Raw genomic sequence first — 20,145 nt, forward strand, 5'->3', positions numbered from 1 at the left:
CTGTGGCAATGTCCGCCCCCATGATTCCGCGACTTGTTCTTTTCGACTGCGATGGCACGCTGGTGGACAGCCAGGCTGGCATTGTCACGTCCATGCAGACCGCATTCCTCAGCTTCGGCTTGATTGCACCACCGCCGGAGGGGGTCAAGCGCGTCGTGGGCCTCAGCCTGGATGTCGCGGTGCGCCGGCTGGCACCGGAGCTGGGCCAGTCCGACGCCTTGCGGGTCGCCGCGCTCTACAAGGAAACCTTCCGCAACCTGCGGCTTTCCGGCGAACTGCAGGAACCGCTGTACGAAGGCATCAAGGCTGCCGTGCTGGAACTGGACCGGCCCGACACGATTCTGGGCGTCGCAACCGGCAAGAGCCGCAGGGGCCTGTTCGCGGTGCTGGAGCGGCACGGCATGCGGGCGCGGTTCCAGACCCTTCAGACGGCCGATGATGTGGCGGCGGGCAAACCTGCGCCCGACATGTGCCTGAAGGCCTGCGCGGAGACCGGTATCGAACCGGCCGCGACCGTGGTGATCGGGGACACGACATTCGACATGCAGATGGCACGCCGTGCGGGTGCGACGCCGGTCGGCGTTGCCTGGGGCTATCATGGGGTGGATGAGTTGCGGGACGCCGGTGCGGCTGAAACTGTCGCGCACCCGCGCGACATTGCGCTTGCGGTGCAGCGCATCCTGCCGGGAGAGGATGCGGCATGAAACGGTTCTACAAGTCAGTCGGGACGGAGGTCGCGGACGGTGGTCATGCCGTGCTGCTGGACGGTCGCCTGATCCGCACACCGGCGCGCAGGCCCCTTGTGGTGCCCAGCCTGACCCTGGCGGAAGCCATCGCGGCGGAATGGGATGCCCAGGGGGAGGAGATCGACCGTCGCGCCATGCCGCTGATGCGCATGGCGGGTACGGCCATCGACGATCTGGCAGGGATGCGCGACCAGACAGCCGATGCCGTCGCGCGCTACGCGGAGACGGACATGGTCTGTTTCTGGGCCGCGGAACCGCAGAAGCTGGTGGAACGCCAGCAGGCAACGTGGCGGCCATTGCTCGAATGGCTGGAGCAGGCGTTCGACGCTCCCCTGGCCGTGACCTCCGACATCCACGCGCAGCAACAGCCACCGCAGAGTCTGCGCGCCCTGCACCAGCATGTGCACCGCCTCGACAGCTTCCGTCTGGTGCCGCTTTCGGTGGCGACCGGCACTGCCGGATCACTGGTCATCGGGTTGGCGCTGGTCATGGGACGCATCAATGCCGAGCAGGCTTTCGACGCCGCACAGCTTGACGAAACCTTCCAGATCGAGGAATGGGGCGAGGATGACGAGGCGCGGCGGCGCCGGGCGGGTATCGTGACTGAATTCCAGGCGGTGGAGCGGTTCTGCCGTGCCCTGGATGACGCAGACATGCCGCCCGCCGGAGCCGCTGGCACTTCGTGACCAATTACCTATGATCTGAAAATTCAGATTCGCGAGACAGAACAACGGGCGGGGAGCATTCGATGCAGGATATCGTTCAGATGCTGGAGGAGAAGCGGGCCAAGGCGCGCGCGGGCGGCGGCGAGCGCCGGGTGCAGGCGCAGCATGCGCGTGGCAAGCTTTCCGCGCGGGAACGGATCGAGTTGCTGCTCGACGAAGGCTCGTTCGAGGAATGGGACATGTTCGTCGAACATCGCTGCACCGACTTCGGCATGAGCGAGAACAAGATCCCCGGCGACGGCGTGATCACCGGCTATGGCACGGTGAACGGTCGGCTGATCTTCGTCTACTCGCAGGACTTCACGGTCTTCGGCGGCGCGCTGTCGGAGATGCATGCCCGCAAGATTTGCAAGATCATGGACAAGGCGCTGCAGGTTGGCGCGCCGGTCATCGGCATGTGCGATTCCGGCGGCGCCCGTATCCAGGAAGGCATCGACAGCCTGGCGGGCTACGCGGACGTGTTTCAGCGCAATGTGCTGGCCTCCGGCGTCGTGCCGCAGATCTCCATGATCATGGGGCCGTGCGCCGGTGGTGCCGTCTACAGCCCGGCCATGACGGACTTCATCTTCATGGTGAAGGACACGTCCTACATGTTCGTGACAGGCCCCGACGTCGTGAAGACGGTGACGGCGGAGACCGTGACGGCGGAACAGCTCGGTGGCGCGATCACGCATACCACCAAGTCCTCCGTTGCCGATCTGGCCCTGGACAACGACATGCAGGCCATCGCGCAGGCGCGCCGGTTCATCGATTTCCTGCCTGCCTCCAACCGCGAGGAAGCGCCTGTCCGTCCCACGTTCGACGATCCGGAACGTCAGGAAGCCTCCCTCGACACCCTGGTTCCGTCGAACCCCAACAAGCCCTACGACATGATGGAACTGGTGGAGAAGATCGTCGATGAAGGCGATTTCTTCGAGATCCAGCCCGGCTTTGCCAAGAACATCATTGTCGGCTTTGGCCGCATGGAGGGGCAGACGGTCGGTATCGTCGCCAACCAGCCGATGGCGCTGGCCGGGTGCCTGGACATCGACTCCTCCAAGAAGGCCGCGCGCTTCGTGCGCTTCTGCGACTGCTTCAACATCCCGCTGGTGACGCTGGTCGATGTGCCCGGCTTCCTGCCCGGCACCTCGCAGGAATATGGCGGTCTGATCAAGCACGGGGCCAAGCTGCTCTATGCCTATGCCGAGGCCACCGTGCCGAAGGTCACGGTGATCACCCGCAAGGCCTATGGCGGCGCCTACGACGTGATGAGTTCCAAGCATCTGCGTGGTGACGTGAACATGGCCTGGCCGAACGCCGAGATCGCGGTCATGGGTGCCAAGGGGGCGGTGGAGATCATCTTCCGCGCCGACATCGGCGATGACGCGAAGATCGAGGCGCGGACGGAGGAATACCGCAAGACCTTCGCCAATCCCTTCATCGCCGGTGCACGGGGCTTCATCGACGACATCATCATGCCGCACAACACCCGCTTCCGGATCATCAAGTCCCTCAGGATGCTGAAGACCAAGAAGCTGGAGAACCCCTGGAAGAAGCACGACAATATTCCACTCTAGGAAGCAGGCGGGTTGGGGTTGGTCAAGGTCGGCCAACCCGCCGTCTCCAATTCCCGGCGTTTGCCTTCTGACAGCGTCTCTTCCTGAGAAGCCCTTCAGCCCTTGCGCGGTCGCGCCACACCACCGCCGACAGCCGTGACACCCGCCGCAACGTCCTGAACGACAACGGCCCCGGCACCTATGGTGGCACCGTCACCCACGGCGACACCGGGCCGCGCCACCGCCCCCGCACCGAACAGCACGCGCGCGCCAATGCCGACATTGCCGGCCAGATGCGCACCGACCGCGACATGGCTGCAGTCGCCGACCTGACAATCGTGGCTGACCGTCGCGCCGGTGTTGATGATCACGTGGCGACCCAGCCGCACGCCGGTCTGCAGCACCGTGCCGGCGAAGATCATGCAGCCATCATTGATCACGGCCGACGGCGAGACCCAGGAAAAGGGGTGGATCAGGGTCGCGAACGCGCACCCGTCCAGGGCTGTCGCCAGTCTGGCGCGGGCGTCATTGTCGCCGACGGCAACCAGCCATTCGGCGTCCCGGGACCTGTGTTCGGCGGGGTCCCCGGCCAGCACCGGCACACCCGGCAGGGTCTTGCCCCACATGGTGCTGTCCTGATCCAGCAGGCCTGCGACCTGCCGCCCTGCGGCCTGTGCTGCCTCGACACATTCGCGGGCATGCCCGCCTGTCCCGATGATCAGCAGGGGCGGGGCGGTCATGCGGGCGTCAGTCGCTTTCCAGGGTCAGGCGCAGGCCGTCCCGGAACACCATCTCGGCCGGAACATCGAAGGCCGCCATGGCGCGGGCCGGATCACCGATGGAGGTCCGGATATCGCCGGTGCGGGCGTCCGCATGGGTGATGTCGGCCGTTGCTCCGCAGATTTCCGCCACCATGTGGGCCAGTTCCAGCACCGATGTCGATTTGCCAGTGCAGACATTGTAGACCGCACCCGCGCCGCCGCCCGCATCCATGGCCGCGACCAGATGCCGGACCACATCGCCGACGAAGACGAAATCGCGAACCTGTCCGCCATCCCCGAAGATGGTGATGCCCTGACCGGCCTTGATCCGGTCGGTGAAGATCGCGATGACGCCGGAATAGGGGGACTTGGGGTCCTGGCGCGGCCCGAAGACATTGAAGAAGCGGAAGCCGGTGTTCGGTACGCCATGAACACCATGCGCCACCCGGCCATGCAGTTCGCACCCCAGCTTGTCCGCGCCATAGGCGGAAAGGGGTTTGGTGATCGCATCCTCGTTCAGCGGCACATTGGCATTGTCGCCATAGACCGCGGCGGATGAGGCGTAGATTACCGGTATGGCCTTGCCGTCCTTAGCCGTACGGGCGGCGTCGAAGACCGTGATGGTGCCGGTCAGGTTGGTGCGGTGGCTGGCAACCCACTCCTCCGTGCAGCGCTGTACGGAGGCGACGGCGGCGAGGTGGAAGCAGCCATCCTTGCCGGCCAACTGACGCTCCATCAGCGCGGCGTCGGAAATGTCCCCGACGACGATCTCCGCGCCTTCCGGCACGTTCTCCCGCTTGCCGGTCGAAAGGTCATCGACGATGGTGACCTTGTCGCCGCGCTTCATCAGGAATTCGGTCAGATGCGAGCCGATGAAGCCGCATCCCCCGGTCACAAGCCAGTGTGCCATCGCATCAAGTCTCCCGATCTGTCTTGGGGCTCAGAGGCCCAGCGTAGTGCGCACCGCCTCGATGAACTGGTCAACCTGGATCGGCTTCGCCAGATAGGCATCCGCGCCGGTTTCCAGCACCTTGCTCTCGTCCCCGGCAGTCGCCATCGTCGTCACCACGATGATGGGCACGTCCTTCAGCGCCGGGTCAGCCTTCATCTGGCGGACCAGATCCAGGCCGGACACGCCCGGCAGCATGACGTCCATGATGATCAGGTCGGGCGTTTCCTCCGCCGCCAGTTCCAGGGCTTCCTGCCCGTCATCGGCTGTCACCACGTCACAATCGAGCTGCTGCAGGGCAGAAGCATAGACTTCCTGCACCAGCATATTGTCCTCAACGACCAGAATACGCTTTTCCATCTGCTCCCCAGTTTCCCAATGCGCAGTCGGCGCTCAACCCAGACCCGGGTATGCGGCGCGGACCGCGGCAGCCGTTTCCGGCGCCATGTCTACCAAATCCTGTGCAAGAGTCAGGCCTTCCTGCTCGTTGCCCTGCTTGACCGCGATTTCGCAGGCGCTTGCCTTTTCCTTCATGGCCCCGAGGCCGACGGATCCGGAACTGGATGTCAGGTCATGTGCCTGCTGGCGCACCCCCTCCATGTCCCGCGAATCGATAGCTGCCTGCAGGAGCGCCACCTTCTCCTGCATCTGTACCAGAAACTTGCCGAGGAGCATCTCCACCAACTGGTCACCCAGACTGGATTTCAGCGCCTCGAACGCCGTCGCATCAAAGTGTTCTGACATGGCCGTCACATCTCCAAATTCCAGAGCCGCCAATCATGGTGACGCTACCCGAACGGCATGCAGAATGCGAGACCTGCAATCCGCACGGCGGTGTCGCTACTCATGCGCACTTGATCCAACCAGCGGGTACACCTAGTTTCGCGCAACATGTGCAGGGAAACTGACTGAGGCGAGAAGGGGATGGCGATGCGTTTCGAAGGCACCAGCAATTATGTGGCGACCGAGGATCTGATGGTAGCGGTGAATGCCGCAGCCACCCTTGAACGGCCTCTGCTGATCAAGGGCGAACCGGGAACCGGCAAGACAGTGCTGGCGCACGAAGTGGCAAAGGCGTTCGACGCCAACCTGATCGAGTGGCATATCAAGTCCACCACCAAGGCCCAGCAGGGCCTGTACGAATATGATGCGGTCTCGCGGCTGCGTGATTCCCAGCTGGGTGAGGAGCGGGTGAAGGACATCCGCAACTACATCAAGCGCGGCAAGCTCTGGGATGCCTTCACGGCGGAACAGCGCCCGGTGCTGCTGATCGACGAGATCGACAAGGCGGACATCGAGTTCCCGAACGATCTGCTGCTGGAACTCGACCGCATGCAGTTCTTCGTCTACGAGACCGGCGAGACCATCGTGGCGCAGCAGCGCCCGCTGATGATCATCACCTCCAACAACGAGAAGGAACTGCCGGACGCGTTCCTGCGCCGCTGCTTCTTCCACTACATCCGCTTCCCGGATACGGAGACGATGCAGGAGATCATCGAGGTGCATTATCCGAACATCCAGTCCGAACTGGTGTCGGAGGCGCTGAAGATCTTCTATGATATCCGCGAAGTGCCGGGGCTGAAGAAGAAGCCTTCGACGTCGGAGCTGCTGGACTGGCTGAAGCTGCTGATGGCGGAAGACCTGTCGGCGGAGACGCTGCGCAGCCGCGACCCGAAGAAGCTGATTCCGCCGCTGCATGGCGCGCTGCTGAAGAACGAGCAGGACGTGCATCTGTTCGAGCGACTGGCGTTCCTCGCCCGTCGGGAGCAGAACAAGAACTGAGGTCACATCGTCACTTCGCGCGATGAACGGTCCGATCAGGAGGTAACTGCATGTTCGTGAACTTCTTTCTGGAACTGCGCGAGAACAAGGTGCCCGCGACGCTGCGCGAGTACCTGACCCTGATCGAGGCCGTGCAGCGCGGGGTGGCGGGCTACAGTGTCGAGGATTTCTACTACCTGTCCCGCGCCACGCTGGTGAAGGACGAGAAGAACCTCGACAAGTTCGACCAGATCTTCGGCAAGTGCTTCAACGGCCTGGACTTCGTGTCCGACCAGGTGGAGCAGGAAATTCCCGAGGAATGGCTGAAGAAGCTGGCCGAGAAGGTACTGACCGAAGAGGAAATGGCGGAGATCGAGTCCCTCGGCGGTTTCGAGGAACTGATGGAGACCCTGAAGAAGCGCCTGGAGGAGCAGAAGAAGCGCCACCAGGGCGGCAACAAGTGGATCGGCACCGCCGGCACCTCGCCATTCGGCGCCCACGGCTACAATCCGGAAGGTGTCCGCATCGGCCAGAAGGAAAGCCGCCATCGCCGGGCGGTGAAGGTCTGGGACAAGCGCGACTTCAAGAACCTGGATGACAACGTCGAACTGGGGACCCGCAACATCAAGGTGGCCCTGCGTCGCCTGCGCCGCTTCGCGCGCGAGGGCGCGGACATGGAACTGGACCTGCCGGACACCATCAAGTCGACGGCGGAGAACGCGGGCTTTCTGGATCTGAAGATGGTGCCGGAGCGTCGCAATACCATCAAGGTGCTGCTGATGCTGGATATTGGCGGCTCGATGGACGACCACATCCGTACCTGCGAGGAGCTGTTCTCGGCCGCGAAGACCGAGTTCAAGCATATGGAGCACTACTACTTCCACAACTGCCTCTACGAGAAGCTGTGGAAGGACAACAAGCGCCGCCATTCGGAGTTCGTTGATGCCTGGCAGGTGCTGCACACCTATCCATCGGACTACAAGGTCGTCTTTGTCGGTGACGCGACCATGAGCCCCTACGAGATCGTCTATCCCGGCGGCTCCGTCGAGCACTGGAACGAGGAATCCGGCGAGGTCTGGATGAAGCGTTTCCTCGACATCTATCAGCGCGCCATCTGGCTGAACCCGGTGCCGGAGAAATACTGGGACTACACGCCCTCGATCAAGCTGATTCAGGAACTGATGGGCAACCGCATGTTCCCGCTGACGCTGGAAGGCCTGGAAAAGGGCATGAAGGAACTGTCGAAGTAGGTTTCTCGGTGCGCTGGCACGCCCTCAGCGACAGGCAGAGGCTGATGCAGGGGCAGTTCCAGCCGCCGCAGGCCCGAACGGATTCTGGCTCATGAAGAAGTTTCTCGTCAATTCCGCCGTCATGCTGGCGTCGCTGCTGGTCGGGCTGCTGCTGGTCGAGGGGCTGGTCCGGCTCACCGCCGAGCCCTGGCTGGAACAGCGCATGGCCGAACTGAACCCGGACGGCGAGAATGCCGGCTTCGGGTCCGACACCAATTGGTCCTACGAGAGCAAGGACGGCAATTTCCTCAAGTTCCGGGCGGGAAGCGAGGTGGCGGTCAGCCACTTCGAGTACGACCTGACCGCGCATATCGACGAGATGTCAGGCCGTGTCACCGTGCCGACACCAGAGGCCGGCGCGCCCGTCGTGCCCCTGCTGGGTGATTCCTTCGTGTTCGGGATCGGCGTCGCGGATGACCAGACAATCGCCTCGCGGTTGGCGGGAAGGCACCGCGAATGGCGGTTTCTCAATCTCGGTGTGCCGGGCACGGCGCTGGCCGAGCACCTATATTTCCTGCGCAACCGGCATCAGGAGATCGGCAGCCCCGACCGCTATGTCTTCTTCGTCTATACGGGCAATGACCTGCTCGACCTTTTCAGAGGCGTGCCGGGCGAAGCGGCGCCGGAACGAAAGGTCGATGTCGTCGCACACGCCAAGGAAGCCAGCTCGTCCCAGCGCTTCCTCTCCCGTGTCAATGCGTTCGTCTACTACAACCCGGTGCTGAAGCGGTCCTATGCCATCCAGCTTGTCCGCCGCTATCTGCTCAACACGCTGAACGCCAGCGCGCAGGACGACGGCGGCGTACCCCTCGTGCATCCCTCGATCCTGATGCTCGACGCACGGCAGCAGGTCATGCAGCAGCAGGCTGCCGACTTGCTGGCGGAGCAGTTCCGGCGTCTGGACGAGATGCAGGACCGGCTGGGGTTCGCGTCGCTGGTGATCGTCGTGCCGAACGTGTTTCAGCTCGATGCCGAGCGACTGGGGGGCATGACGGAGCGCTACGCGATGGGCCCGCAGGACGTGGACGTCATGACCCCGAACAGGATCATCGCCAACGCCGCGAAGGACCATGATTTCGCGTTTCTCGACACGACGGACTGCATCGCCTCAAAGGGCGATCCGAAGGAACTCTACTATCTGCAGGACGACCATCTGCGGGACGCCGGTGTTCGTGCCCTGGCCGATTGCATCGATCCGGCCATCAGTGAATTTCTCGCGGCACCGGGCGGCTGATCCCTACCGGAATGCCTTCCGCGCTACTGCTGTCACCACGCCCCAGGCCGCATTGACCGACAGGCCGGTGATCAGGCCCATGACCGGATCACCGGTGGGTTCGATGCCCTTCATCGGGAAGACCACCGCGACGGCGATCAGGGTGGGACCCACGGCGCCGAAGATGGCGACCAGGATCCAGTACTTCAGGCCGCGCCCGAACCAGGGCGCGATCAGGCCCAGCACGATACCCCAGACACCACCCCAGAAGGTGATGGAGACAAGCTGCGGCACGCCGAACGGCTCCACCGGCTGCATGGGGAAGGGGGCGAAGGGGGCGATTCCGGCATTGTGCAGCAGCATCAGCACGATCTGATGCCCGGCCAGCACACCGATGCAGCCCGCGATGAACCAGAGCAGCAGCGCGCGGGGGGAGCGCATGATCAGCCCTTGCCTTCCGCCGGATACCAGTTGGGTTCCCGCTTCTCCAGGAAGCTGGCCAGACCCTCGTCCGCTTCCGGCGTCAGGCGCTTGGCGGCGTGGGGGCGGACCATCTCCTCCATCTCCAGCGCGGAGAAATAGAGCGCTGAATATTTCAGGATCGACTCCTTGGACTGCGCCAGGGCTTCCGGCGGGCAGTGCAGCAGGGCATCGATGATGGGGGCTGCCGTCGCATCCAGATCGGCGGCGTCACAGACCTCGTCCACCAGTCCGATCTCCATCGCCCGCTCACCGTTGAACCGTTCGCAGGTCAGCGAATAGCGCCGCGTCCGCCCCGGACCCATGCGGGAGATCAGTTGCGGGAAGATCGGCGCGGCCATCAGGCCCCAGCGGGCCTCCGTGATCGAGAAGATGGCATCCCGTGCCGCGACGATGATGTCGCAGGCTGCCGCAACCCCTGCGCCGCCGCCGAAGCAGCCGCCGTGGATCAGGGCGATGGTGGGCTTCGGGAAGGTGGTCAGGCCCTGCACCGCATGGGTCGTGTTGCGCGATACCTCCGCGTTGGCGTTCCAGTCCTTCACCCGGACTTCGCGGATCCAGGACAGGTCGGCGCCCGCCTGGAAATGCTTGCCGCGGCCCCGGATCAAGACCAGCCGACAGGCGTCGTCCGCCGCAAGCCTGCCGAAGGTCTCCAGCAGGGCGCTGATCATCTCGCCGTTGTAGGCATTGTTGCGCTCCGGCCGGTTCAGCCAGACCGTCGCCACGCCGCGTCCGTCAATCTCCGTCTCGACGACACTCATGCTTCGTTCTCCCCTTGTGTATCCGCCTTGCCGATCCAGTCCGGGAAGGTGCCGCTCGCCGGATCGAAGATGGCGTTCATCCGCCGCAGCCGCTCGATCGGTGCCAGCGTTGCCGCGATCAGCGGGTCATCCGGCACAGCGGTGGCCAGCTTCGATCCCCCGACATCCCCCGCCAGCGCCCCCAGCGCGCTGTCGATCTCCGCCTCGCTCAGGGTGCCCTTTGCCCGCAGACTGCCAATCAGGGCGGCTACAGCCAGCAGCAGCCCGGCCGTCTGGGCATCTGAAACGTCGGCATCACTGGTCATGGTGGCTGGTCCCGTTCCGGTGGCGGGTAGGAATGACTGGTGATCCCGACAGGATTCGAACCTGTGACCTACTGATTAGGAATCAGTTGCTCTATCCTGCTGAGCTACGGGACCACGCAGGGCGGAACCTATCAGTGCTTCGGGGCCGCGAAAAGAGCCTCTGCGCAGGCGCAGGGCAGATGCGCCTGCTCAGGCCAGCCCGCCCATCAGCAGGGCGGCGAGCATGATGAAGCCCATGCCGATGTTGGACTTGAACTTGGCGAGGCAGTCGCGGCTGTTGTCGATGTCGACGCGCACGACCTGCCAGACCAGGTGGGCCACGACGGCGGCGAAGCCCAGCAGGAACCAGTGGCTGAAACCGGCCTCCCGCGCCGCCAGCGCCCAGAGCACGACGGTGAGCCCGTAGAAGATCCAGAGTGCCGGGCGGGTGCGGTGGCCCAGCTTCCGGGCGGAGGATTTCACGCCGATCAGCGCGTCGTCCTCCTTGTCCTGGTGCGCATAGATGGTGTCGTAGCCCATGGTCCAGAAGAAGCCACCTGCATAGAGCAGCAGGGCGGGCAGTTCGACCGTACCCACCGCGGCGGCATAGCCCATCACGGCCCCCCAGTTGAAGGTCAGGCCGAGCCAGGCCTGCGGCCACCAGGTGACCCGCTTGGTGAAGGGGTAGACGACCACCAGGAACAGGGAGAAGACGCCGAGCCATATTGCCGTCTGCCCGAGCTGCAGCAGGATCACGAGGCCCAGCAGCGCCAGGAACGCGGCCCAGAGCACGGCCTGCTTCGCTGTCACCTGACCCGACGGGATCGGGCGCAGCCGCGTCCGTTCGACCTTGCCGTCGAAGTTGCGGTCGGCGATGTCGTTCACCGTGCAGCCCGCACCCCGCATGATCAGCGCGCCCAGCCCGAACAGCACGAACAGGCGCAGCGTCTCCAGATCCAGCACCGGGCGGGCAAGGATGATCGACCACCAGCAGGGCCAGAGCAGCAGCCAGGTGCCCACCGGCCGGTCGAAACGTGCCAGCTTGAACCAGGGCTTCAGGAATTCCGGCGCATGGCGGTCAACCCAGTTGTCGCCGCGCGCATCGGCGATGATGCTCATGCATCAGCCTCCGTAGCTGCTTCGACCGCCGCCGACGCCTGCTGATCCGTTTCGAACAGCCAGACATCGGTGGAGCGGACGTCATTGTCCTCCAGCTCCCGCGTCGTCGGCACCGCATAGTGTGCCAGCCGCCGCATGCCGCCACTCGGGCGGTAGGTCCGGCCGGGGTCCCCCATGATGACGGGGGTCCCGGCGGCGACCAGGGTGCGGAACCAGTGTTCGACCCGTCCCGCGAGCGGCTGTTCGTAGCAGATATCGCCCGCCAGCAGAACATCCGTGTCCGGCAGGGGCTGTCCGACGATGTCATCGCCGCGTGTTGTCACGACGACCTTGTTGGCAGTGGCGTTCAGTTCCGTGGCGGCAAGGCTGAAGGGATCGACATCCACGGCCAGCACCGACTGGGCGCCGGCAATGGCCGCCGCGACGGCCACCAGGCCCGACCCGGCGGCGAAATCAACGACCCGCTTGCCCTGCACCACCTCCGGATTGTCCAGAATGTAGCGTGCCAGGGCCTGCCCTCCGGCCCAGGCAAAGGCCCAGAACGGTGGCGGCAACCCCTTCTCCTGCAAGGCTTCTTCGGTCAGTTGCCACAGCGGCACGGCCTCCGTCGCCAGATGCAGCCGTACCTCCGGCACCAGTGGTGACGGCAGCAGGGCGGTGTTGGCGCGGATGAACGCGGTACGGTCGTGGATCGATTCAATCATCCGCTGCTTATAGCGTCGCAGTCACGTTACTGCAGCTTTGGTTGAAATCGGGGGCGCGACGGTTATATTCCCGGCACTTTCATCAAGCCCGCCTGGTGCGGGTCACCTGATCTCCGTGCATGGAGCGACCAAATGCTGATTTCCCCGGCCTACGCGCAGGCCGCCGGAGGCGGTGGCGACATTTTCTCCGCCATCCTGCCCCTCGTCCTCATCTTCGGCGTCTTCTATTTCCTGCTGATCCGTCCGCAGCAGAAGAAGATGAAGGAGCATCGCTCCATGGTGGAGAACGTGCGCCGCGGCGACACGGTCGTCACCGGTGGCGGCATCATCGGCCGCGTCACCAAGGTCAAGGACGAGGCCACGATCCAGGTCGAGATCTCGGAGAATGTCCGGATCGATGTCGTCAAGGGCACGCTGACCGAGGTGCGCACCAAGTCGCAGCCCGCCAGCGGCGATGCCAAGCCGGCAGCCCCGGCGAACGAGGACAAGGGCGGCCTGCTCGGCAAGCTCGGCTTCAAGAAGTAAGCTGACGCGACCATTCGCGTTCCCTGCATCGTGACGTAAAGGCAGCCGATCAAGCTCATGCTCTATTTCGCCAAATGGAAGATTGCGGTTATCGCTGCCGTCTGCCTGATCGGCCTCGTCTTCACGGTGCCGAATTTCCTGACGTCGGAGACGCGACAGTCGATCCCCGACTGGCTGCCGAACCAGTCGATCAATCTCGGCCTCGACCTGCAGGGCGGCTCGCATCTGCTGCTGCAGATCGACCGGGAAGCGGTGCTGCGGGACCGGCTGACGGATCTGGCGGAAAGCATGCGCAACGACCTGGGCGAGATCCGCCCGCGTATCCGCCGTTCCGGCTTCCGGGTCGGCGACCTTTCCGTATCGTTCGAAGTGCGTGACACGGATCGCATGGAGGAAGTGCGGGAGGTCCTGCGCGGTCTGGTGACCCAGATCGGTGGCGGCATCTCCGTCGGTGCCGGCGGGCCGGACCTGCAGATCACCACGGACGGCAACCGCTTCATCGCGACGCTGACCGAGGCGGGGATCAATGCCCGTCTGTCGTCGGCGGTGCAGCAGTCGATCGAGATCGTGCGCCGCCGGGTCGACGAGACCGGCGTCAACGAACCGACGATCCAGCGCCAGGGTGATGATCGCATCCTGATCCAGCTGCCCGGTCTTGATGACCCCGACCGTGTCAAGCGACTGCTTGGTCGTACGGCCAAGATGACCTTCCATCTGGTTGACCTGAGTGCCGATCCGAACGCCGCACGGCTGCCGCCGGGCACCATGGTGCTCTACGAGGAAGACGGCGAGGCCCGTATCCCCTGGGCCGTGCGCAAGAAGGTCGAGGTCTCGGGCGAGCATCTGGTGGATGCACAGCCGAACTACCAGGACGGTCGCCCGGTGGTGTCCTTCCGCTTCGACGCTGTCGGTGCACGCAAGTTCGGTCAGATCACCAGCCAGAACGTCGGCCGTCCGTTCGCCATCGTGCTGGACGACAAGGTGATTTCGGCGCCACGGATCGAGAGCGCGATCCTTCAGGGCTCCGGCATCATCACCGGAGGATTCTCGGTTCAGGAGGCCAACGATCTGGCTGTCCTGCTGCGTGCCGGTGCCTTGCCTGCGCCGCTGACCATTCTGGAGGAACGCACGGTCGGTCCCGATCTCGGTGCTGACTCCATCGCGGCGGGCGAAACGGCGGCCGTCATCGGTTTCGCGGCGGTCGTGTTCTTCATGTTCCTGGCCTATGGCCCCGTGTTCGGCATCGCGGCCAATACCGCGCTGGTGACCAATCTGGTGCTGATCATCGGTGCGCTGTCCGCGCTGCAGGCGACGCTGACCCTGCCGGGCATCGCCGGTATCGTGCTGACCATCGGCATGGCGGTTGATGCCAACGTGCTGATCTTCGAGCGCATCCGGGAGGAACTGGCGAACGGTCGTTCCCCGTTCAACGCGGTGGAGGCCGGTTACCGTCGTGCGCTGACCACCATCGTCGATGCCAATGTCACCACCGGGTTCGCCGCAGCCGTGCTGTTCGCCATGGGCTCCGGCCCGGTGCGCGGCTTCGCGGTGACGCTGTTCCTCGGCATTGTCTGCTCCATGTTCACCGCCATCCTGCTCAGCCGGATGATTGTTGCGCTCTGGCTCCGCCGGAAGCGCCCCAACGTGCTGACGGTCTGAGGAGGATACGCCAATGTTTCGTCTGAAACTCGTTCCCGAGAAGACCAGCCTGCGCTTCATGGAACGCCGCAAGATAGCTTTCGTGCTGTCCGTGCTGCTGATCCTGGGGTCCATCGTCATGTACTTCGGTCAGGGACTGAACCGGGGCATCGACTTCGAAGGCGGTATCCTGGTCGAGGTCAAGACCGAGGGGCCCGCCGACCTGGCCGCCATGCGTGGCCTGATGAACGGTCTCGGCCTGGGGCAGGTCGCGCTGCAGGAATTCGGAGAGCCTGACGATGTGCTGATCCGCGTTGAACGCCAGCCGGGTGGTGCGGAGGCGCAGCAGACAGCGGTCGATACCGTCAAGGCGGCGCTGGATCCCGAGTTTCCCGGCATCAGCTACCGCCGGGTCGAGTTCGTCGGGCCAACCGTATCAGGTGAACTGGTGGAGGCGGCGACGATTGCCGTCCTGACATCCGTCGTCATCATGCTGATCTACATCTGGCTGCGGTTCGAATGGCACTTCTCCGTCGGTGCCGTCATTGCGCTGGTGCATGACGTGGTGATCACGCTGGGCATGTTTGCGGTGACGGGGCTCGAGTTCAATCTGGCCTCCGTCGCGGCGATTCTGACCATCGTCGGCTATTCGATCAACGACACCGTGGTGGTCTACGACCGCATCCGGGAGAATCTGCGGAAATTCAAGCAGATGCCCCTGCCGGACCTGCTGAACGTTTCCATCAACGACACGCTCTCGCGGACGGTGATGACCTCCGTCACCACCCTGCTGGCACTGGCAGCCCTGTTCATCTTCGGCGGTGAGGTCATTCGCGGCTTTGCCTTCGCCATGATCTGGGGTGTGGTGATCGGTACCTATTCCTCCATCTTCGTGGCGGCACCGGTTCTGATGGTGCTTGGCCTGAAGCGTGGCACGCGGGACGCGGAGGACGAACAGGGCGACAAGGCGACTGCCTGACAATGGACATCACCCCGGCCATACCCGCCGGTCGCCAGGTCATCGACGGCTATGGCGGTGGCGGTTTCCGGATCAGTCACCAGCGGCGTGAAGGCTCGGTACTGGTGTTCCCGACCGAGACCCTGCCGTGGTCCGTGCCTGCAATGGGGGATCTGACCGCCGATCACTTCCGCCCGGTTCTGGATCGCGCGGCGGCGGTCGAGGTGCTGTTGCTCGGCTGCGGTGCATCCATCGCCTTCCTGAAACCTGATCTGCGTGCGTTGCTGAAGGATCACGGCATTGTCGCCGACCTGATGGACACGGGCGCTGCCTGCCGGACCTACAACGTGCTGCTGTCGGAGGATCGCAGGGTCGCCGCTGCCCTGATCGCGGTGGAATGACCGACGGCGGAACCAGCGGCGCCGCCACCGGTCCGCACGGCCTTGACCCGCTTGCGGCGGACCTGCGTGCCGGTGATGCCGACCGGTTCTATACCGCCATGTTCGCGGCACCGGCTCCACGCAAGCGGCTGCTGGCTCTCTACGCCTTCAACCTGGAAGTGGCACGCACGCGGGAGCGGGTATCGGAACCGATGCTGGGCCAGATCCGGCTGCAATGGTGGCGGGAAGCGCTGGACGAGATGGCGGCGGGCAATGTGCGCAACCATCCGGTCTGCGTGGCGCTGAACGACTGGCTGGGGGATGACATTCCGGCCGGAATCAGGACGCGGCTGGACGCAATCCTGACGGCACGGGAACTGGATCTGGAGGACAGTGCCTTCCCGACGCTCGACAGCTTCCGCGACTATGCTGCCGCGACCGGGGGGACCTTGCTGGAGCTGGGGCTGTTTGCGGCCGGGGCGGCTGAACGCGGAATCGAACCCGTCGCCCGCCATGTCGGGACCGCCTATGCGATCACCGGCCTGATCCGGGCCATCCCCTTTGCCGGGACGGTCGGGCGGATGCTGATTCCGCAGGACGTGCTGGCGCGTGTCGGCGCGACGGACAGTGCGTCACGGCGCGACCCTGAACGGATGCGCAAGGCGGTGAGCGTGCTCGCCGATCAGGCGGCGGAGTCGCTTGTTGCCGCACGGCAGGCGGCGCGGGGTATCCGAGTTGTGGGGGCGGCGCGGCCCGTGCTGCTTCATCGCGCGCTGGCGGAGATGTACCTGAACCGCATCCGCCGCGCGGAACATGATCTATCAAGTCCGCGTCTCGATCCGGATAACTTCAACCGCATCTCCCGGCTGCTGTTCCGAAACTTCCTGCGGAGATACTGATTCTGTCGTAGACAGGGGCATTCGCCCGCAGTCGGCCAGGCGCACACCGGGCAATTTCAGTGATGGCAGGCAGGTGCGGCATGGCGCGCGCGACGGAACGGATCGAGATCATAGAACTGGTGCGCGGTCTGGCCGCGCTGGCCGTGGCCCTGTTTCATTTCGCCAACCAGCTCACATCGGGCGTTTCCGTGTTCCTGACATCCTGGGGCTGGCTGGGCGTCGATGCCTTCTTCATCATCTCGGGCGTGGTCATTCCCTATTCGCTCTACGGCATGAACTACCGGTTCGGCATGTTTCCGCGTTTCATGGCCAAGCGCATCGTCCGGCTGGAGCCCCCCTATGTGATCAGCATCCTGCTGACCATCGTCCTCTGGCATGTCTCGACCATGATGCCGGGGTTTCAGGGCTCTGACCCCGACTACACGCTCGGCCAGATCCTGTCGCACCTGTTCTACCTGACACCCCTGCTTGGGTACGAATGGCTGGGGCCGGTCTACTGGACGCTGGCCTATGAGTTCGTCTTCTACATCACCATGGGGCTGACCTTCAGCTGGCTGATCGGCCGTTCGGTCCTCTACACCATGGCTGCAGGCGGGCTGGCGCTGCTGGCTGTCTTCCTGATCTGGGGAAAGGTGGACTACCGCCTGTTCGAGTTCCTCGTCGGGTTCCTCATCATGCGCTGGTACGTGCTGGAGCGGGAGCGCACGCTGACCGCAGTGCTGATCCTGGCGACACTGTTCGCGATCTACTGGTTCGGCGGGCAGAAGACGATCATCGTTGCGGTCCTGACCGTCGCGACCATCTGGTTGCTGCGGAGTGTCCGGGTTGACCGGCGCCTGCTCTGGCTCGGCACCGTGTCCTATTCCCTGTACCTGACCCACGTGCTGACGGGGGGTCGTGTCGTCAATCTGATGAAGCGCTTCGTCCAGGACCCGGCGCTGGATCTGGTCATCATCGGCGCGGCAATGGCTGTCGCGCTCGCCTTCTCCTGGCTGTTCTGGCGCCTGATCGAAGTGCCTGCCCTGCGCCAGTCACGCAGGATCCGTATCGGAGACTAGACCGGTCCATCAATGATGGAGGCATCACCGGCCCACTCCAGATGCAGAAGGGGCGGGAAACCTTCCGGTTCGCCCGCCCCCTCGATGTCCTGAACAGGTCGCCGCGATCAGTTGCCGCCGGTGACTTCCAGCATCTGGCCGCTGACGTAGTTGGAGAGCGGCAGGCAGAGCATGACCACCGCGCCAGCAGCCTCTGATGGCTTGCCACCGCGACCCATGGGGATCATGCGGTTGGCGGCTTCGATGTTCTGCACCGGCACCCCGATGGGGACCTTGTTGCCCTCTACCTCGATCATCTTCTTCTCGTCGGTGGCCTCGGTCAGGCGGGTCTCGATCAGGCCGAAGGCGACAGCATTGACGTTGACCTGATAGCGGCCCCATTCCTTCGCCAGCGTCTTGGTCAGACCGACGATACCGGCCTTGCCTGCGGAGTAATTGGTCTGCCCGGCGTTGCCGCGGGTGCCGGAGACGGAGGAGATGTTGACGACCTTGCGGATCACCGCCTCTCCCTGCTTCTCGACCTCTTCCTTCGACTTCACCCGGATGAATTCGGATGCGGCCTTCAGGATGCGCCACGGGGCCTTCAGATGCACGTCGATCATGGCGTCGAACTGGTCGTCGCTCATCTTCTGGATCACCGCGTCCCAGGTGTAGCCGGCGTTGTTGACGATGATGTGCAGGTTGCCATAGGTCTCGATGGCCGTATTGACGAAGCGGTCGGCGAAGCCGTCCTCCGTCACGCTTCCGGCGCAGGCTATGGCCTGACCACCCGCAGCCTTGATCTCCGCCACGACCGCGTTGGCCGGTGCCTCGTCCAGATCGTTGACCACCACAGACGCGCCGAAGCCCGCGAGTTGCAGTGCCACTTCACGCCCGATGCCCCGACCGGAGCCCGTAACCAGTGCAACCTTTCCGTCCAGCATTCCCATCTGATCCTCCCCTATGATGCGCTGAATTCCATGGCATTCTTGTAGCCCGAGTAGCCGGGCTGGTCGATGGCGACCTGGCGAATGACGCATTCGCGCAGATGCATGGCAAGCCCGGGATGGTCAAGCGCGATGGAGCCGTCGCGCAGGCCATCCACCAGCACCTGCAGCAGTTCGGCACGTCCGCCGTCACGCCCCAGAAGCCGTTTCAGGCCTTCATGTTCCAGCCGCCGACTCTCCGGCCCCAGTGCCGCGTCGCGCAGCACGATGTCCAGCGAGTTGGCGGCGACACGGGCGAGAAAGCTGGTCCGCCCCTCCGTCGCCTCCATCACGTCGGCGCGCAGGAAATCGCGCACGCTGGTGGTCAGTTCATCGGTGCGCGGCATGTTGATGTCGTCACCGTCGCCGCCCTCGACAGCCACGCCGGGCGGGCCGGGAATGATGAGATTGACGCAATCGATCTGGCATTCGGAGGTGCGCCGGGCGATGCCGGGGCGTTCCACCGTCCTGTCGGGACCGTTGCGCCAGCGGTCCGCCATGCGCAGGCAGCCGACCGCCCACCAGAAGGAGCCGAAGACCTCCCAGAAATGCACGTGGTCACGGTTGACCGGCTGTCCCGAGACAGCCTCGTAGCCCGCGAACAGGTCGTCGTAGGTGCCGAAACCGCCGACCGGCAGGTGCGAGACACCGAAGCGCCAGGAATTGGTGCAGATCCAGCCGAGATCCCGCATCGGGTCGCCCAGGGTTGCCACTTCCCAGTCCAGCACCGCGACCACGCCGGTTTCGGGCCGGATCATCAGGTTGCCGTTCCGGAAATCGTTGTGGACCAGCGCGATCCGGTCACTGTCGGGCAGGTTCTCCAGCATCCAGCGCGCGGTATAGTCGATCATCGGTTGCGGGCTGCCGAAGGACTGGTAGTCCTGCCAGAACTCGCGGATGTAGGATTCCGGCGTCCAGCGCTCCAGCCGGTCGGCGATGCCTGCTGACGTCACATCAAGGGCGTGGATACGGGCCAGGATCTCGCCGCACTGGCGTGCCAGGATCGGCCGTGTGCTCGCAAAGGTATCGGACCGGGCGATGCGGGCACCCAGGGCCTCGCCCTCCAGCCAGTCCATGAAGAACCCGGGGCCCATGCCCTCGGTCCCGTCAAGGACCGCCACCACCTCCGGCTCCGGCACGCCGGCCTGCCGGGCAAGCTGCATCAGCGCGGCCTCCACATCCAGACCGGGACCGGTGCGGTCCACGCCCGGATCACCGCCGCCCGGCGCACGGCGGAACGCCAGCAGGCGGGTGCCCTGATCGGTCTCGATCTCGACGCGATGGGTTTCCTGACTGGCCCCGCCGGAGAGGCGATCACAGGAGACCAGCCGCCGGAATCCTTCGATCCGGCGGCTCAGATAGCTCTCGACAGCCTCAGCCAGTTGCATTGCCGAA

23 protein-coding genes and 1 tRNA gene are annotated in these 20,145 nt (G+C 64.4%); 12 read left to right on the forward strand and 12 right to left on the reverse strand.

Features of this window, described 5'->3' with window-relative positions; genetic code table 11:
- The first annotated feature begins 8 nt into the window (after nt 1-8).
- From QGV54_RS01980 to QGV54_RS01990, 3 genes are all read left to right on the forward strand, one after another.
- A complete protein-coding gene (locus tag QGV54_RS01980) occupies nt 9-704 on the forward strand; it encodes an HAD-IA family hydrolase (RefSeq protein WP_281018549.1) in 696 nt (231 codons plus the stop codon).
- Nucleotides 701-1,432 (forward strand): ATP12 family protein, encoded by a 732-nt coding sequence (locus tag QGV54_RS01985; protein ID WP_281018548.1) that lies wholly within the window; start codon nt 701-703, stop codon nt 1,430-1,432. Before QGV54_RS01980 ends, QGV54_RS01985 begins: the two co-directional genes overlap by 4 nt.
- 62 nt (nt 1,433-1,494) lie before the next feature.
- A complete protein-coding gene (locus tag QGV54_RS01990) occupies nt 1,495-3,027 on the forward strand; it encodes an acyl-CoA carboxylase subunit beta (protein ID WP_281018547.1) in 1,533 nt (510 codons plus the stop codon).
- Between the two features lie 95 nt (nt 3,028-3,122).
- Here the strand turns inward: QGV54_RS01990 and QGV54_RS01995 are convergent, their stop codons facing one another.
- From QGV54_RS01995 to QGV54_RS02010, 4 genes are read right to left on the reverse strand one after another with little or no spacing between them, the layout of a single operon-like run.
- A complete protein-coding gene (locus tag QGV54_RS01995) occupies nt 3,123-3,746 on the reverse strand; it encodes an acetyltransferase (protein WP_281018546.1) in 624 nt (207 codons plus the stop codon).
- Between the two features lie 7 nt (nt 3,747-3,753).
- On the reverse strand, nt 3,754-4,677 hold the full coding sequence (locus QGV54_RS02000; protein WP_281018545.1) for an NAD-dependent epimerase/dehydratase family protein: 924 nt from the start codon (nt 4,675-4,677) through the stop codon (nt 3,754-3,756).
- Nucleotides 4,678-4,707: 30 nt separating this feature from the next.
- Nucleotides 4,708-5,076, reverse strand: coding sequence for a response regulator (locus tag QGV54_RS02005; protein ID WP_281018544.1), 369 nt, complete (start codon nt 5,074-5,076; stop codon nt 4,708-4,710).
- Nucleotides 5,077-5,109: 33 nt separating this feature from the next.
- Nucleotides 5,110-5,493 (reverse strand): Hpt domain-containing protein, encoded by a 384-nt coding sequence (locus QGV54_RS02010; protein WP_281018543.1) that lies wholly within the window; start codon nt 5,491-5,493, stop codon nt 5,110-5,112.
- Between the two features lie 147 nt (nt 5,494-5,640).
- On the opposite strand from QGV54_RS02010, the gene QGV54_RS02015 reads away from it, so the two are divergent.
- The 3 genes from QGV54_RS02015 (at nt 5,641) to QGV54_RS02025 (ending at nt 9,000) form a co-directional block, all read left to right on the forward strand.
- Complete coding sequence (locus QGV54_RS02015) at nt 5,641-6,498, forward strand: MoxR family ATPase (protein WP_281018542.1); 858 nt, start codon at nt 5,641-5,643, stop codon at nt 6,496-6,498.
- A gap of 50 nt (nt 6,499-6,548) precedes the next feature.
- Nucleotides 6,549-7,727 (forward strand): VWA domain-containing protein, encoded by a 1,179-nt coding sequence (locus QGV54_RS02020; RefSeq protein ID WP_281018541.1) that lies wholly within the window; start codon nt 6,549-6,551, stop codon nt 7,725-7,727.
- Nucleotides 7,728-7,818: 91 nt separating this feature from the next.
- On the forward strand, nt 7,819-9,000 hold the full coding sequence (locus QGV54_RS02025; RefSeq protein ID WP_281018540.1) for an SGNH/GDSL hydrolase family protein: 1,182 nt from the start codon (nt 7,819-7,821) through the stop codon (nt 8,998-9,000).
- 3 nt (nt 9,001-9,003) lie between these two features.
- On the opposite strand, the gene QGV54_RS02030 is transcribed toward QGV54_RS02025, so the two are convergent.
- The 6 genes from QGV54_RS02030 to QGV54_RS02055 form a co-directional block, all read right to left on the reverse strand.
- A complete protein-coding gene (locus QGV54_RS02030; protein WP_281018539.1) occupies nt 9,004-9,420 on the reverse strand; it encodes a hypothetical protein in 417 nt (138 codons plus the stop codon).
- A gap of 2 nt (nt 9,421-9,422) precedes the next feature.
- Nucleotides 9,423-10,220, reverse strand: a complete 798-nt coding sequence (locus tag QGV54_RS02035) for an enoyl-CoA hydratase-related protein (RefSeq protein ID WP_281018538.1) — start codon at nt 10,218-10,220, stop codon at nt 9,423-9,425.
- A complete protein-coding gene (locus QGV54_RS02040) occupies nt 10,217-10,525 on the reverse strand; it encodes a hypothetical protein (RefSeq protein WP_281018537.1) in 309 nt (102 codons plus the stop codon). Before QGV54_RS02040 ends, QGV54_RS02035 begins: the two co-directional genes overlap by 4 nt.
- Before the next feature lie 37 nt (nt 10,526-10,562).
- Nucleotides 10,563-10,639: transfer RNA gene (locus tag QGV54_RS02045), tRNA-Arg, on the reverse strand.
- A gap of 75 nt (nt 10,640-10,714) precedes the next feature.
- Nucleotides 10,715-11,623 carry a 4-hydroxybenzoate octaprenyltransferase gene (gene ubiA / locus QGV54_RS02050; protein WP_281018536.1) on the reverse strand — a complete coding sequence of 303 codons (909 nt, stop codon included), beginning with the start codon at nt 11,621-11,623 and terminating at the stop codon, nt 10,715-10,717.
- Nucleotides 11,620-12,327 carry a methyltransferase gene (locus tag QGV54_RS02055; RefSeq protein WP_281018535.1) on the reverse strand — a complete coding sequence of 236 codons (708 nt, stop codon included), beginning with the start codon at nt 12,325-12,327 and terminating at the stop codon, nt 11,620-11,622. The genes ubiA and QGV54_RS02055 overlap by 4 nt, the downstream gene beginning before the upstream one ends.
- Before the next feature lie 132 nt (nt 12,328-12,459).
- On the opposite strand from QGV54_RS02055, the gene yajC reads away from it, so the two are divergent.
- The 6 genes from yajC (at nt 12,460) to QGV54_RS02085 (ending at nt 17,785) form a co-directional block, all read left to right on the forward strand.
- Complete coding sequence (gene yajC, locus QGV54_RS02060) at nt 12,460-12,852, forward strand: preprotein translocase subunit YajC (RefSeq protein WP_281018534.1); 393 nt, start codon at nt 12,460-12,462, stop codon at nt 12,850-12,852.
- Nucleotides 12,853-12,909: 57 nt separating this feature from the next.
- A complete protein-coding gene (secD, locus tag QGV54_RS02065) occupies nt 12,910-14,511 on the forward strand; it encodes a protein translocase subunit SecD (RefSeq protein ID WP_281018533.1) in 1,602 nt (533 codons plus the stop codon).
- Between the two features lie 13 nt (nt 14,512-14,524).
- On the forward strand, nt 14,525-15,469 hold the full coding sequence (gene secF, locus QGV54_RS02070) for a protein translocase subunit SecF (RefSeq protein WP_281018532.1): 945 nt from the start codon (nt 14,525-14,527) through the stop codon (nt 15,467-15,469).
- Nucleotides 15,470-15,471: 2 nt separating this feature from the next.
- Nucleotides 15,472-15,849, forward strand: coding sequence for an Mth938-like domain-containing protein (locus QGV54_RS02075; RefSeq protein ID WP_281018531.1), 378 nt, complete (start codon nt 15,472-15,474; stop codon nt 15,847-15,849).
- Nucleotides 15,846-16,727 (forward strand): squalene/phytoene synthase family protein, encoded by an 882-nt coding sequence (locus tag QGV54_RS02080; protein ID WP_281018530.1) that lies wholly within the window; start codon nt 15,846-15,848, stop codon nt 16,725-16,727. Before QGV54_RS02075 ends, QGV54_RS02080 begins: the two co-directional genes overlap by 4 nt.
- An 80-nt stretch (nt 16,728-16,807) precedes the next feature.
- The gene (locus QGV54_RS02085) at nt 16,808-17,785 is read left to right on the forward strand and encodes an acyltransferase (protein WP_281020050.1); all 978 of its coding nucleotides are present in this window, start codon (nt 16,808-16,810) and stop codon (nt 17,783-17,785) included.
- Nucleotides 17,786-17,892: 107 nt separating this feature from the next.
- Here the strand turns inward: QGV54_RS02085 and QGV54_RS02090 are convergent, their stop codons facing one another.
- Nucleotides 17,893-18,714: an SDR family NAD(P)-dependent oxidoreductase gene (locus tag QGV54_RS02090; RefSeq protein ID WP_281018528.1), complete on the reverse strand. Its 822-nt coding sequence runs from the start codon at nt 18,712-18,714 to the stop codon at nt 17,893-17,895.
- Nucleotides 18,715-18,725: 11 nt separating this feature from the next.
- Nucleotides 18,726-20,138 carry a phosphotransferase family protein gene (locus QGV54_RS02095; RefSeq protein ID WP_281018527.1) on the reverse strand — a complete coding sequence of 471 codons (1,413 nt, stop codon included), beginning with the start codon at nt 20,136-20,138 and terminating at the stop codon, nt 18,726-18,728.
- Nucleotides 20,139-20,145: the final 7 nt, after the last annotated feature.

It is taken from the genome of Minwuia sp. IMCC3060, assembly GCF_029909435.1.
GTDB lineage: Bacteria > Pseudomonadota > Alphaproteobacteria > Minwuiales > Minwuiaceae > Minwuia.

What these genes read in the sequence shown, in the direction of transcription:
- QGV54_RS02035 (WP_281018538.1), bottom strand. Translation starts at nt 10,220, where the DNA reads ATGAGTGTCGTCGAGACGGAGATTGACGGACGCGGCGTGGCGACGGTC.
- QGV54_RS02020 (WP_281018541.1), top strand. Translation starts at nt 6,549, where the DNA reads ATGTTCGTGAACTTCTTTCTGGAACTGCGCGAGAACAAGGTGCCCGCG.
- secD (WP_281018533.1), top strand. Translation starts at nt 12,910, where the DNA reads ATGCTCTATTTCGCCAAATGGAAGATTGCGGTTATCGCTGCCGTCTGC.
- QGV54_RS02080 (WP_281018530.1), top strand. Translation starts at nt 15,846, where the DNA reads ATGACCGACGGCGGAACCAGCGGCGCCGCCACCGGTCCGCACGGCCTT.
- QGV54_RS01980 (WP_281018549.1), top strand. Translation starts at nt 9, where the DNA reads ATGTCCGCCCCCATGATTCCGCGACTTGTTCTTTTCGACTGCGATGGC.
- QGV54_RS01990 (WP_281018547.1), top strand. Translation starts at nt 1,495, where the DNA reads ATGCAGGATATCGTTCAGATGCTGGAGGAGAAGCGGGCCAAGGCGCGC.
- yajC (WP_281018534.1), top strand. Translation starts at nt 12,460, where the DNA reads ATGCTGATTTCCCCGGCCTACGCGCAGGCCGCCGGAGGCGGTGGCGAC.
- QGV54_RS02030 (WP_281018539.1), bottom strand. Translation starts at nt 9,420, where the DNA reads ATGCGCTCCCCCCGCGCGCTGCTGCTCTGGTTCATCGCGGGCTGCATC.
- QGV54_RS02000 (WP_281018545.1), bottom strand. Translation starts at nt 4,677, where the DNA reads ATGGCACACTGGCTTGTGACCGGGGGATGCGGCTTCATCGGCTCGCAT.
- QGV54_RS02025 (WP_281018540.1), top strand. Translation starts at nt 7,819, where the DNA reads ATGAAGAAGTTTCTCGTCAATTCCGCCGTCATGCTGGCGTCGCTGCTG.
- QGV54_RS02015 (WP_281018542.1), top strand. Translation starts at nt 5,641, where the DNA reads ATGGCGATGCGTTTCGAAGGCACCAGCAATTATGTGGCGACCGAGGAT.
- QGV54_RS02040 (WP_281018537.1), bottom strand. Translation starts at nt 10,525, where the DNA reads ATGACCAGTGATGCCGACGTTTCAGATGCCCAGACGGCCGGGCTGCTG.
- QGV54_RS02055 (WP_281018535.1), bottom strand. Translation starts at nt 12,327, where the DNA reads ATGATTGAATCGATCCACGACCGTACCGCGTTCATCCGCGCCAACACC.
- QGV54_RS02005 (WP_281018544.1), bottom strand. Translation starts at nt 5,076, where the DNA reads ATGGAAAAGCGTATTCTGGTCGTTGAGGACAATATGCTGGTGCAGGAA.
- QGV54_RS01995 (WP_281018546.1), bottom strand. Translation starts at nt 3,746, where the DNA reads ATGACCGCCCCGCCCCTGCTGATCATCGGGACAGGCGGGCATGCCCGC.
- QGV54_RS02085 (WP_281020050.1), top strand. Translation starts at nt 16,808, where the DNA reads ATGGCGCGCGCGACGGAACGGATCGAGATCATAGAACTGGTGCGCGGT.
- QGV54_RS02075 (WP_281018531.1), top strand. Translation starts at nt 15,472, where the DNA reads ATGGACATCACCCCGGCCATACCCGCCGGTCGCCAGGTCATCGACGGC.
- QGV54_RS02095 (WP_281018527.1), bottom strand. Translation starts at nt 20,138, where the DNA reads ATGCAACTGGCTGAGGCTGTCGAGAGCTATCTGAGCCGCCGGATCGAA.
- ubiA (WP_281018536.1), bottom strand. Translation starts at nt 11,623, where the DNA reads ATGAGCATCATCGCCGATGCGCGCGGCGACAACTGGGTTGACCGCCAT.
- secF (WP_281018532.1), top strand. Translation starts at nt 14,525, where the DNA reads ATGTTTCGTCTGAAACTCGTTCCCGAGAAGACCAGCCTGCGCTTCATG.
- QGV54_RS01985 (WP_281018548.1), top strand. Translation starts at nt 701, where the DNA reads ATGAAACGGTTCTACAAGTCAGTCGGGACGGAGGTCGCGGACGGTGGT.
- QGV54_RS02090 (WP_281018528.1), bottom strand. Translation starts at nt 18,714, where the DNA reads ATGGGAATGCTGGACGGAAAGGTTGCACTGGTTACGGGCTCCGGTCGG.